This window comes from Streptomyces sp. NPDC079141 (assembly GCF_040686775.1).
Taxonomy (GTDB): domain Bacteria; phylum Actinomycetota; class Actinomycetes; order Streptomycetales; family Streptomycetaceae; genus Streptomyces.
The window spans coordinates 1-11,383 of sequence record NZ_JBFBLP010000008.1; the positions used below are offsets into that span (position 1 = coordinate 1).

Genomic DNA, 11,383 nt, shown 5'->3' on the forward strand with positions numbered 1-11,383 from the left:
ATTCCGAACCCGGAAGCTAAGCCTCACAGCGCCGATGGTACTGCAGGGGGGACCCTGTGGGAGAGTAGGACGCCGCCGAACAAATTTTAGGGAAAACCCCGCACCTGATGGTGCGGGGTTTTCTGCATTTCAGGGTCCTTTAGGGTCTAGGCATGCGCTATGACTTGGTTATCTTCGACAACGACGGCGTCCTCGTCGACAGTGAGCCGATCTCCAACCGGCACCTGGCCGCCTATCTGACCGAGCTCGGGCACCCGACCTCGTACGAGGAGTCCATCCGGGACTACATGGGGTCCGCCATGCACCGGATCCATGAGCTGGTCCTGGAGCGGACGGGGCAGCGGCTTCCCGAGGAGTTCGACGACGTCTTTCACGGGCGGGTGTTCGCGGCCTTCGAGCGGGAGCTGGAGCCGGTGGCGGGGGCCGGCGGGGTGCTGGAGAAGCTTGCCGCGGACGAGGTGCCGTACTGCGTGGCCTCTTCCGGGAGTCATGAGCGGATTCGGGTCGGGCACCGGAAGACCGGGCTGGACCGGTGGTTCGAGGAGTCCCGGATCTTCAGTTCGCAGGATGTGGGGCGGGGGAAGCCGGCGCCGGATCTCTTCCTGTACGCGGCGGAGCGGATGGGGGTCGAGCCCGCGCGGTGCGTGGTGATCGAGGACAGTCCGCTGGGCGTGCAGGCGGCTGTCGCCGCCGGGATGGACGTCTACGGGTTTACCGCCATGACGCCGGCGGCGAAGCTCTCCCAGGCCACTGGACTCTTCTCCGACATGGGGGAGTTGGCCGACCTGCTCCTGTGAGACCGCCACCGGATCAAAGCTGAGTGAAATTCATCTTTGGCTGGATCTACCCACGGGTACGCCGGGGCCCTACGCTCGCCGCCATGACTGATGTGCTGCGGCGCGGCAGGGCCTCGTTGGCGTTCAGCTTCTTCGCTCAAGGCGTCGCGTTTGCGCTGCTGGTGACCCGAATACCGGCCATTCAGGATCGGTACGGGGTCTCGGACGCGCTGTTGCCCGCCTTCCTGGCCGCCGTACCGATTCTGGCGGGTGTCGGGAGTGTGGCGACCGAGAAGCTGGTGCGGAGGGTTCCTGCCAGCAGAGTGCTGCGCTGGTCCCAGCCCGTGGTGCTCCTGGCGCTGCTCGGGGTCGGGGCCGGGGACCGGATGGTCGAACTGGCGGTGGCGCTCGGGGCGTTCGGGCTGGCCGTGGGGGCGCTGGACGCCTCGATGAACATGCTCGGGGTGAGTCTGCAGCGGACGTACGGGCGCAGCATCATGCTCAGCTTCCATGCGGCGTACAGCCTGGGCGGGATCATGGGGGCGTCGCTGGCCTGGGCGGGGGCGCACTGGGATCTGGCGTTGTTCGTGGCGTATCTGCCCGTGGTCGTGCTGCTGTTGCCGGCGGCGCTGGTGGGGAGTGGGTGGTACGTCGACGGGGAGCCCGCGGCCGTAGAGGGTGCGGTGGAGGCCGAGGCCCGGGCGGGGGCTGTCGGGTTCAAGGTGCTCTTGCCGCTGTGTCTGGTGATGACGTTCGCGTACATCGGGGACTCGACCGTCTCCAACTGGAGCGCGAAGTATCTGCAGGACGTGCTGGGGAGTAGTGAGCAGCTGGCGACGGTGCCGTACAACGTCTACATGGTCACCACGCTGCTGGGGCGGGCGCTCGGCGATCTCGGGGTGCGGCGGTTCGGGGCCGTGACCGTCGTACGGGGTGGGGCTGTGGTTGCCGCGGTCGGGTTCGCGGTGGTGGCGGGGGCGCCCGGGGCGTGGGTCGGGATGCTCGGGTTCACCTTGCTGGGGCTGGGGTTGTGCGTGCTGGTACCGCAGACGTTCGCGGCGGCGGGGCGGTTGTTCCCGGGGGCGTCCGATGCCGCTGTCGCGCGGCTCAATGTCTTCAACTATGTGGGGTTTTTGATTGGTTCGCCGTTGGTGGGGGCCTTGGGCGATGCGTGGAGTTATCGCGGGGCGATGCTTGTGCCGATGGTGTTGGTCCTGGTGACGCTGGTGTACGCCCGGTCGTTCGCCGCTCAACCGGACCGATACGGTGACGGTCATGAGCGGCCGCGCACAGCTGATGTGGGACGAGGCAGTAACGGGCTATGACTTCGGGCCGGGCCATCCGATGGACCCGGTCCGGCTTGCCCTGACCCGGAGGCTCGTGGATGCCTTCGGGCTTGACCGCGACCTTGACGTCGTTGCGGCGAAGCCGGCGGGGGAGTCGACGCTGCGGCTCGTGCATCGGCAGGACTACATCGAGGCCGTGAAGGCGGCGTCCCTGGATCCGCGGTCGGCGGACGGGTCGTACGGGATCGGGACGATGGATGATCCGGCCTTCGGCGGGATGCACGAGGTGTCCTCGCTCATCGCCGGGCAGTCGGTGGGGGCGGCGGAGGCTGTGTGGCGGGGGGAGGCGCTGCATGCGGTGAACTTCGCGGGTGGGCTGCATCATGCGATGCCGGGGGGTGCGTCGGGGTTCTGCATCTACAACGACGCCTCGTTGGCCATTGCCCGGTTGTTGGAGCTGGGGGCCGAGCGGGTCGCGTATGTGGACGTCGACGTGCATCACGGGGATGGTGTGCAGGCGGCGTTCTGGGAGGATCCGCGGGTTCTGACGATTTCGCTGCATGAGCATCCTCGGACCTTGTTTCCGCAGACCGGGTGGCCGGAGGAGACGGGGGCGGAGGGGGCCGCGGAGGGGTCGGCCGTGAATGTGGCGTTGCCGGCGGGGACCGGGGATGCGGGGTGGGTGCGGGCGTTTCATGCGGTGGTGCCGGAATTGATTGCTGATTTTCGGCCGCAGGTGTTGGTGACGCAGCACGGGGCCGATACGCATTTCGAGGATCCGTTGGCGCATCTGGCTGTGTCGTTGGATGCGCAGCGGGCTGTGCAGGTGGCGTGTCATGAGTTGGCGCACGAGTACGCCGAGGGGCGGTGGGTGGCGCTCGGGGGTGGGGGGTACGCGGTGGTGGATGTCGTGCCTCGGTCGTGGACGCATCTGGTGGGGATTGCTGCGGGGCGGGAGATTGCGCCGGAGACGGTGATTCCTGAGGGGTGGCGGCAGGAGGTATTTGCGCGGACTCGGCAGTTGGGGCCGATGCGGATGACTGATGGGCGGTGGCCGGTGGGGTGGGCCGCCTGGGAGGCGGGGTACGACCCTGCGGATCGGCTGGACCAGGCTGTGCTGGCGGCTCGGCGGGCGGTGTTTCCGTTGCGGGGGCTGTTGGCGTAGGCCGGTGGGTGTGGGGTTTGTTTCGCCCCCGCCGCCCCTACCCGTCCCGTCACCGGGGGCTGCCGCCCCCGGACCCCCGCTTCGGCCTGTGAACGGCCTCGTCCTCAAACGCCGGACGGGCTGGAAAGCCGTTACGCCAACCGTGCCCTGTTTCCCCGTTCCTCCGCCGCCGCCCCGCCCCGTCCGTCACCATCGCTCCCGTGTTGTCCGTCGGAGCGCTGCGTGCTCATCTGGTTGCTGCTCGGCTTGCGGGGGTTGTGGCTACCTCGCGGGAGGAGAGTCTGCGGAGTTATCGGCTCTTTGCTGCTCGTGATCCTCGGGTGCTGATCGGGATCGATCCCGAGTGGTCATGGGGGCAGCTGGATTTGATTGAGTTGATGGCGGAGAAGTGTGGGGTTTCGGCCGATCCGCAACGCATCTCAGGCCATGATGTGATCGATCCTGGGCGGACGATGGCCGCGCTGGACGCCTTCGCCGGGCGTCTCGCTGCTGCTGTGCAGCGCAGCGTGCCTGTGCTTCTGGGGACCGGGCACCCGCACCGGCTGCTCGGGTTCTACGCCGCCTTGGCAGACGCCCTCTCGGCGGCGGGATGTGCCGTTCTCACACCGGCGCAGGGTCGCTGTGTCGACATAACGACCCGGTTCGGCCTACGCACGTACAACCTTGACTACGTACGAGGAGTCGCGTTGGTGCGGGAACCCGGGCCTCTGAGCTCCGGTTGTGAGCCCGGCGCACACACGCATTCGCCGCTCCCGGTTCGTACCGCGCTGGCGGCGGCCGCGGAGGCCGGCGGGCCCCTGCCCGGGCTTGTCATCGGGGACCACGGGTGGGTCTGCGGGGCAGGTCAGCTGGGGTTTGAGGCCATTGGTCTTGCCGATACCGATGACCCTGCGCTCTTCGTGGGGGAGGCGGAGGGGGTCGTGTCCGTCGTCGTTCCACTTGATGACGCTGTGCGGTCTGATTACTACCGGCCGCTTACCCGCTACGTACTCAATCGAGCGTGTCTGTCACAGTAGGCCGCCGATGGGTGCACCTCTTCCCCACTCGCATCACCCGCCCCTACATTGGGGAGTGAGCACGCAGCGACGAAGAGTCACCGGAAGGGGAAGCCGGTGGCCGTCGAGTGCGGAAGGTTCAGGTGTGTCATGGCTGCAGCTGGCGAGAGGCCTCTGAACGAGGTTCAGTTCCTTACCGTGGCGGAAGTCGCCTCGGTGATGCGAGTGTCGAAGATGACCGTGTACCGGCTGGTGCACAGCGGTCATCTGCCCGCGATCCGGGTGGGGCGGTCCTTCCGCGTCCCCGAGCAAGCGGTTCACGAGTATCTCCGCGAGAGCTACGTGGGGGTGGAAACCGCCTGACGGCAAGGGGCGAGGGGGATCCTCAGGGCATCGCAGGGATCCCCCCGTCCCCCTCGATTACGACCTCAGCGCTCGGGCGGGTAGGCTAGCCCCTCGTAGGTCGTGTGGGCCCATGGCGCCCAAACACCGAGTGATGAGAAGTGAGCGAGGGTAGTCGTGGGCTCTGTTATCAAGAAGCGGCGCAAGCGGATGGCCAAGAAGAAGCACCGCAAGCTGCTCAAGCGCACGCGCGTTCAGCGTCGCAACAAGAAGTAAGCGGCGCCGCGAAAGCAGGCGTGACTGTGGCCCCCCACCGAACCGGTGGGGGGCCACACGCATCTTCGCTGGGCGGCTGTGTGCGTACGCATGTGCGGCACATGGCTTGGTCTGTTCGTACGTCCGTGGATGTCGTCACTTCGTGCATTGGGCGGTCATCACAGCGCAACATCAACCCGCTAAGTTGGCCGCACACGGGGAACGCGGGCAGGGTGCAGGGACGAGTGCTGGAAGGAAGGCGCTGATCTTGGGCAAGGTCGTGCTCGTGACCGGAGTGGCTCGCCAGCTGGGGGGCCGGTTCGTACGACGCATCCAGCGTGACCCACAGGTGGAGCGGGTGATCGCCGTGGACGCGGTGCCGCCGGAGCACCATCTGGGCGGTGCCGACTTCATCCAGGCCGACATCCGGCAGCCCACCATCGCGCGGGTGCTCGCCGAGACGGCCGCCGACACCGTCGTACACATGGATGTGACGGGTACGGCGCTCGGCAGTGGCAGCCGGACCACGGTCAAGGAGACCAACGTCATCGGGACCATGCAGCTGCTCGGTGCCTGTCAGAAGTCGCCGACCGTGAAGCGGCTCGTGGTGAAGTCCAGTACGAACGTGTACGGGTCCGCGCCCCGCGACCCGGCGGTGTTCACCGAGACCACGCCGCCCAAGTCCCTGCCCAGTGGCGGGTTCGCCAAGGACACGGTCGAGGTCGAGGGATATGTGCGCGGTTTCGCGCGGCGGCGGCCCGATGTCGCCGTGTGCGTGCTGCGGTTCGCCAACATCCTGGGGCCGGCCGCGGACTCGCCGCTCGCCTCGTACTTCTCGCTGCCCGTCCTGCCGACCGTGTTCGGCTACGACCCGCGGCTGCAGTTCGTGCACGAGGACGATGTGATCGAGGTGCTGCGGATCGCCTCGCACGAACCGGAGCGGTCCACGCTCAACAGCGGCACCTTCAACATCGCCGGCGACGGCGTCCTGCTGCTCTCCCAGTGCTCCCGGCGGCTCGGGCGGCCCACCGTGCCGCTGCTGCTGCCTGCCGTCACCTGGGCGGGCTCCCTGGTGCGTACGCTGGGCATGACGGACTTCTCACCCGAGCAGATCCGGCTGCTGACGCACGGCCGGGTCGTGGCGACGGACCAGATGCGTGAGACGCTCGGTTTCAAGCCGAAGTACACGACGGCGGAGACGTTCGCGGAGTTCGCGCGCAGCCGCGGCCCGGGTCTGCTGCCGCCGGAGGCCCTTGCGGGGGCCGTCGACCGGATCGCCGCGCTGCCTGTCCTGGGCAGCGGCCACCCCCCGACGCAGAGCGCCAACTGAGGAGCGCATCAACGATGGCGGATGCCAAGGTCATTCCGTTCGACGACGACCGGTCCCGCGGTGGCGCCGTACAGCGGCCGCCGCGGCGCCGGAGCGCGGGGAGCCGGCTCAAGGGCACGGAGCCCGCGCTGGTACGCGAGGTCCAGCCCCTGCCCGGCAGGGCGTCCTCGCAGGATGATGTCCCTGTGACCCGTGAGGAGCAGCAGCCGCAACAGCCGCAGGAGCCGCAGGACGGCGGCAGCCTGGAGCGGCGCATCGCCGGTGGCCTGTCCTTCCTGCGCCGCCGCCTCACCGGGGACTACGAGGTCGACGACTTCGGCTACGACGAGGAGCTCACCGACCAGGTCCTGATGTCCCTGCTGCGCCCGGTGTACGAGAAGTACTTCCGGGTCGAGGTGAAGGGCGTGGAGAACATCCCGTCCGAGGGCGGGGCCCTGATCGTCGCCAACCATTCGGGGACGCTGCCGCTGGACGGCCTGATGATGCAGGTCGCCGTCCACGACAACCATCCCGCCGGCCGTCACCTCCGGCTGCTGGCGGCGGACCTGGTCTTCATGCTGCCGGTGGTCAACGAGCTGGCCCGCAAGCTCGGCCACACCCTCGCCTGCGCGGAGGACGCCGAGCGGCTGCTGGGCCAGGGCGAGCTGGTCGGCGTGATGCCGGAGGGCTTCAAGGGCATCGGCAAGCCCTTCAGCGAGCGCTACAAGCTCCAGCGCTTCGGCCGCGGCGGCTTCGTCTCCACCGCGCTGCGGCAGGGCGCCCCGATCATCCCGTGTTCGATCGTGGGCGCGGAGGAGATCTACCCGATGATCGGCAACGCCAGGACGCTGGCCCGGGTCCTGGGCTTCCCGTACTTCCCGCTGACGCCGACCTTCCCGTGGCTGGGCCCGCTCGGCGCGATCCCGCTTCCCACGAAGTGGACGATCCAGTTCGGCGAGCCGATCCGCACGGACGGCTATCCGCCGGAGGCGGCCGAGGACCCGATGCTGATGTTCAACCTGACCGACCAGGTCAGGGAACAGATCCAGCACACGCTGTACAAGCTGCTCGTGCAGCGCAGGTCGGTCTTCTTCTGAGCCGTCGCCCCGAGTCGGAGCCTGAAGAAACGTTCATACGACGTAGGGGGCGCTCCTCGTGAGAGGGGCGCCCCCTACGGGCGTACCGGTTAGCTCGCGTCCTCGCCGTCGATGCCCAGGCCGGGCAGCAGGCCCGGGAGCAGCGGCGGGAGGGTGACGTCCGGCTCGCTGGTCGGCGTACTGCTGGTGGACGGCGCGGAGCTGCCGGTGCTGTCCACCGGCGGGTCGAGCAGGCCGCCGGTGCTGCCGCCGAGCAGGCCGTCGTCCGTGCTGCCGGAGCCCGCGGACCTGCTGGGGCTGCCGGTGCCGGACTGGCTGCCGTCGGAGGTGCCGCTGCCGCTGCTGGGCGCCGCCGGGCTGTCCGTACCGGAGGTGCCGGTGGACGCGGAGGCGGAGCCGCCCTGCCGCTTGCCGTCGCCGCCGGTCTCGGCGGGCGGCTGCGGGAGCAGGGACTGCAGCGGGGCGACGTCCTGGTCTATGGCGTCGAACACCGACGACACCTGCTGACTCACATCGCCCAGCTGTACGGGGAGCCGGTCGCGCAGGGCGCCCCAGACGTCGCGGTGCGAGCGCGAGAAGGCGGAGAGGGCCTGCATGGGGCCGAGGGAGTCCGGGTCGGCCTCGTACGCCGCGGAGAGCAGGCGGTGGCCCTCGGAGGCGTCGTGCTGCATCCCGGACAGGGCGCGGCGGATCTCGCCGACGGACTCGTGGTCGAGGTGGCCGCCACGGTCGCGCTCCATCAGCCGGCGGGCCTCGCTCAGGCGGGTGGAGGCCTGGTCGAGGTAGACCCGGCCGCGCTCGCTGTCCCCGTCGGCCAGACCGCGCTTGAAGTCCTCGATGCCGCGTTTGAGGCCGTAGAGCGAGTCGCCGGGCAGGGCGTCACCGCTGGCAGCGGCGACTCCGCCGAAGGCGCCGGCGGCCACCCCGACGCTGAGGCCGCCCGCGGCGAGGCCCTTGGTGAGCCGGGAACGCGGTCGCAGCTTGCCCAGCGGGCTCGCCCGGTGCGCGCCCCGCCCTCGGGGCGAGCGCTGCTCGGGTACCGAAGGATCCGCTCCGCCTCCCGCGGTGCCCTCCAGCAGCATGGCCTCCATCGCGGCCACGAGCTGGGCCCGCTGGACGACCTTGACCTCGGGATCCAGCACTGGCTTGGGCAGCTCGCCGAGACCGGTCGCGAGGGCCAACAGACGGCCCTGCTCGGTCTGTTCCGCGAGCGCCGGGGACGGTGCCGATCCTTCGGACTGCTCGGCCGCCGTGCCCCGGTCGGACTGCTCCTCCAGGGCCTGGGCGAAGGCGTTCGCCCGCCGGTGCGCCGATACGTTCGCGATCACTGGCGGCACCTCCTCTCGTCATGACGGTCGACTCCCCAGGGGGTCCTGAGGGTTGCACACCCTGACCACATCCACACGATCGAGTGATCGGAGGTGGCCGGGTAGTGACCACAGGGAGCCTGCATCCCGCACAACGAGCGTCGCGGCACTTGGGTTACGGACGGCGGATGATCGGATCGGGGAGTCAACGGACTTTCACTGACAGCGAGTTGGGTACTACTGAGTGTGCACGGTCAGCGGGCGTCGTCCGGGAGGAGCCGGGCCAGGGTGCGTACGGCCCGGTATTGGAGGGTCTTGATGGCGCCCTCGTTCTTGCCCATGACGCGGGCGGTCTCGGCGACGGAGAGGCCCTGGAGGAAGCGGAGCGTCACGCACTCCTGCTGCTGGGGGTTGAGCCGTCGTACGGCGTCGAGGAGGGCGGCGTTGGAGAGCGACTCCAGGACGGAGTCCTCGGGGGACCGCTCGACCTCGTTGGCGTCGAGCATCTCGCCGGTGGTCACCTCCAGCCGGAAGCGGCTGGACTTGAAGTGGTCGGCGACGAGGTTGCGGGCGATGGTGACGAGCCAGGCGCCGAAGTCCCGGCCCTGCCAGGTGAAGGTGCCGATCCTTCTGAGCGCGCGCAGAAAGGTCTCGCTCGTCAGGTCCTCGGCGGTCGCCTTCCCGCCGACCCGGTAGTAGATGTAGCGGTACACGGTGTCGCTGTACTGGTCGTAGAGCCGCCCGAACGCGTCCGCCTCGCCGGCCTGTGCCCGCTCGACGAGATCCATCATCCGGGCGCTGTCGCTGTCCGCGGCCGGCCGCCGGGCAGTGGTGGCGCCGGCCGAACGCCCCCGTCTGCCGACGGCGGCGCCGCCGTCGGCGAGCGCGTAGCACGGGCCGACGGGTGCGGCGGCTACGGCGAGGGCGGGGACGGCGTACGCGGTGGGGACGAAGCCGCGCAACAGGTCTTGGACCGTTGCGCGCAGCGTAGCCAGGCCCGAGGCGTCAACCCCGACGTGTGGGTACACGGGACTCCCAGAGGCAGAGCTTCCATCACGTGCAGTGCGGGACCGTTCACCCGTCGTAGCGACGGAGGGGTACCGGATTGCGTCTGAGGAGAATAACGCTTCGTGCAGGCGCTGCTACACCCAGTTGCTCAAATCATCGATTACGTCGCTTCTGTAACCGATTGACGCCCGATCAAGTGCCGCACAGTGACCAGTTGTTGATCGGAAAGGATCAGGTTTCGGTCGGGTGCGGGGCGTGTTGTGGCCGTGTGCAGCCAAGGGGACTGGACAGGGGGTTTTGCGGGTACGGAGCGGGGATTGGCCGGGATCGGGCGGCGCGGGGCGTTCGTGATCAGAGGTGAGCGCGGGGACGCGCCGCGGGCGTTACCGCCGGCGGCGCGAGATCGCGATGGCCGCAGCCGTGCCGCCCGCCACCGCGCCCACGCCCGCCGCGGCCGGGATGCCGACCTTCGCCGCCTTGCGGCCCGTGCGGTAGTCGCGCAGGCGCCAGTCCAGTTCGCGGGCGTGCTTGCGGAGCTTGGTGTCCGGGTTGATCGCGTAGGGGTGGCCGACCAGCGACAGCATCGGGATGTCGTTGTGGCTGTCGCTGTAGGCCGCGCAGCGGGACAGGTCCAGGCCCTCCGCCGAGGCCAGGGCGCGGACCGCCTCCGCCTTCGCCGGGCCGTGCAGCGGTTCGCCGACCAACTTGCCCGTGTAGACGCCGTCCACCGACTCCGCGACCGTACCCAGCGCACCGGTCAGGCCGAGGCGGCGGGCGATGACCTGGGCGATCTCCACCGGCGCCGCCGTGACCAGCCACACCTTCTGGCCCGCGTCGAGGTGGGCCTGGGCCAGCGCACGGGTGCCCGGCCAGATGCGCTCGGCCATGTACTCGTCGTAGATCTCCTCGCCGATCGACATCAGCTCCGAGACCCGGTGACCCTGCACGATCGACAGCGCGGAGTCGCGCGCCTCCTGCATGTGCTCGGGGTCCTCGACGCCCGCCAGCCTGAACCACGCCTGCTGCCAGGCGAACCTCGCCAGGTCGCGGGTCTCGAAGAACTTCCGCTTGTACAGGCCCCGGCCGAAGTGGAACAGCGCGGCGCCCTGCATCACGGTGTTGTCCAGGTCGAAGAACGCGGCTGCCTTGTCGTCGCCCAGCACCGGGAACTCCGGTTCCTCCTCGGGGAGGGTTTCGGGGACGGACTTGCGCGCTGCCTCCGCCGAGGCCTCGCCTGCCAACACGCTCCGCGCCGTGGCGGAGCGCCTACGGGGAGTGAGCCATCCGAGAGCGGCCATGCCCGTGAGCATAGCCAGTTTGTTCGGTGGTTCCGGAGTCGAGAGGTTTGAAGCCTGTGAACTCTCCGCGACTGTGCCGTTAAACACGCGCGCGTGGGCGCGCGAGAATGGCTGACATGAGTCCCGTCTTCCGCCGCAAGCCGGCCAAGGTGCCCGCGGACCGGCTCGTCACCCTCATCCGCAAGCCCGGCTGTCATCTGTGTGATGACGCACAGATCGTCATCGAGAAGGTCTGCGGTGATCTGGGTGTTCCCTGGGAACAGAAGGACATCACCCAGGATCCCCAACTCCACGACCAGTATTGGGAACAGATCCCCGTCGTACTCGTCGACGGCAAGCAGCACACGTTCTGGCGGGTGAACGAGGTCCGCCTGCGTGCCGCCCTGTCGGGCACTGACTGAGTAGTCCAACTGGCCCGGAAACTGACTTAGGATCGTCGGCGACCTGGTCTCGGGGGTGGGGATCGTTGAGGAGAGTGTTCGGTTTTGACCCCCGTGTGGGCCATGAGGCGACAGCGCGTGACCCCGGTCACGTTGGCCGGGCAA

The 11,383-nt window shown here is 69.0% G+C and carries 12 protein-coding genes and 1 rRNA gene; 10 read left to right on the top strand and 3 right to left on the bottom strand.

Features of this window, described 5'->3' with window-relative positions:
• The 9 genes from rrf to AB0Q90_RS22080 all read left to right on the top strand — a co-directional run.
• A 5S ribosomal RNA gene (rrf, locus tag AB0Q90_RS22040) occupies positions 1–81 on the top strand; the annotation flags it as partial.
• 71 nt (positions 82–152) lie between these two features.
• The gene (locus AB0Q90_RS22045) at positions 153–797 is read left to right on the top strand and encodes an HAD family hydrolase (protein ID WP_363159425.1); all 645 of its coding nucleotides are present in this window, start codon (positions 153–155) and stop codon (positions 795–797) included.
• Positions 798–880: 83 nt separating this feature from the next.
• On the top strand, positions 881–2,101 hold the full coding sequence (locus tag AB0Q90_RS22050; protein WP_363159424.1) for an MFS transporter: 1,221 nt from the start codon (positions 881–883) through the stop codon (positions 2,099–2,101).
• Positions 2,052–3,227: an acetoin utilization protein AcuC gene (locus tag AB0Q90_RS22055; protein WP_363159423.1), complete on the top strand. Its 1,176-nt coding sequence runs from the start codon at positions 2,052–2,054 to the stop codon at positions 3,225–3,227. Before AB0Q90_RS22050 ends, AB0Q90_RS22055 begins: the two co-directional genes overlap by 50 nt.
• A 200-nt stretch (positions 3,228–3,427) precedes the next feature.
• Positions 3,428–4,243: a phosphatase gene (locus tag AB0Q90_RS22060; RefSeq protein WP_363159422.1), complete on the top strand. Its 816-nt coding sequence runs from the start codon at positions 3,428–3,430 to the stop codon at positions 4,241–4,243.
• A 129-nt stretch (positions 4,244–4,372) separates the two neighbouring features.
• Entirely contained in the window at positions 4,373–4,585 is a 213-nt protein-coding gene (locus AB0Q90_RS22065; RefSeq protein ID WP_004984898.1) for a helix-turn-helix domain-containing protein, read from the top strand.
• Positions 4,586–4,741: 156 nt separating this feature from the next.
• Complete coding sequence (locus AB0Q90_RS22070) at positions 4,742–4,840, top strand: AURKAIP1/COX24 domain-containing protein (protein ID WP_003948845.1); 99 nt, start codon at positions 4,742–4,744, stop codon at positions 4,838–4,840.
• A gap of 247 nt (positions 4,841–5,087) precedes the next feature.
• Complete coding sequence (locus AB0Q90_RS22075; RefSeq protein WP_363159421.1) at positions 5,088–6,149, top strand: NAD-dependent epimerase/dehydratase family protein; 1,062 nt, start codon at positions 5,088–5,090, stop codon at positions 6,147–6,149.
• 14 nt (positions 6,150–6,163) lie between these two features.
• The gene (locus tag AB0Q90_RS22080; protein WP_363159420.1) at positions 6,164–7,225 is read left to right on the top strand and encodes a lysophospholipid acyltransferase family protein; all 1,062 of its coding nucleotides are present in this window, start codon (positions 6,164–6,166) and stop codon (positions 7,223–7,225) included.
• An 89-nt stretch (positions 7,226–7,314) separates the two neighbouring features.
• Here the strand turns inward: AB0Q90_RS22080 and AB0Q90_RS22085 are convergent, their stop codons facing one another.
• From AB0Q90_RS22085 to AB0Q90_RS22095, 3 genes are all read right to left on the bottom strand, one after another.
• Positions 7,315–8,553 carry a DUF5667 domain-containing protein gene (locus tag AB0Q90_RS22085; protein WP_363159419.1) on the bottom strand — a complete coding sequence of 413 codons (1,239 nt, stop codon included), beginning with the start codon at positions 8,551–8,553 and terminating at the stop codon, positions 7,315–7,317.
• A gap of 233 nt (positions 8,554–8,786) precedes the next feature.
• Positions 8,787–9,560: an ECF subfamily RNA polymerase sigma factor, BldN family gene (locus AB0Q90_RS22090; RefSeq protein WP_363159418.1), complete on the bottom strand. Its 774-nt coding sequence runs from the start codon at positions 9,558–9,560 to the stop codon at positions 8,787–8,789.
• Positions 9,561–9,923: 363 nt separating this feature from the next.
• Positions 9,924–10,838, bottom strand: a complete 915-nt coding sequence (locus tag AB0Q90_RS22095; protein ID WP_363159417.1) for an HAD-IB family hydrolase — start codon at positions 10,836–10,838, stop codon at positions 9,924–9,926.
• 107 nt (positions 10,839–10,945) lie between these two features.
• On the opposite strand from AB0Q90_RS22095, the gene AB0Q90_RS22100 reads away from it, so the two are divergent.
• Positions 10,946–11,239, top strand: coding sequence for a glutaredoxin family protein (locus AB0Q90_RS22100; RefSeq protein ID WP_363159416.1), 294 nt, complete (start codon positions 10,946–10,948; stop codon positions 11,237–11,239).
• Positions 11,240–11,383 lie beyond the last annotated feature (144 nt).

What these genes read in the sequence shown, in the direction of transcription:
- AB0Q90_RS22055 (WP_363159423.1), top strand. Translation starts at nt 2,052, where the DNA reads ATGAGCGGCCGCGCACAGCTGATGTGGGACGAGGCAGTAACGGGCTAT.
- AB0Q90_RS22065 (WP_004984898.1), top strand. Translation starts at nt 4,373, where the DNA reads ATGGCTGCAGCTGGCGAGAGGCCTCTGAACGAGGTTCAGTTCCTTACC.
- AB0Q90_RS22100 (WP_363159416.1), top strand. Translation starts at nt 10,946, where the DNA reads ATGGCTGACATGAGTCCCGTCTTCCGCCGCAAGCCGGCCAAGGTGCCC.
- AB0Q90_RS22080 (WP_363159420.1), top strand. Translation starts at nt 6,164, where the DNA reads ATGGCGGATGCCAAGGTCATTCCGTTCGACGACGACCGGTCCCGCGGT.
- AB0Q90_RS22050 (WP_363159424.1), top strand. Translation starts at nt 881, where the DNA reads ATGACTGATGTGCTGCGGCGCGGCAGGGCCTCGTTGGCGTTCAGCTTC.
- AB0Q90_RS22095 (WP_363159417.1), bottom strand. Translation starts at nt 10,838, where the DNA reads ATGGCCGCTCTCGGATGGCTCACTCCCCGTAGGCGCTCCGCCACGGCG.
- AB0Q90_RS22045 (WP_363159425.1), top strand. Translation starts at nt 153, where the DNA reads ATGCGCTATGACTTGGTTATCTTCGACAACGACGGCGTCCTCGTCGAC.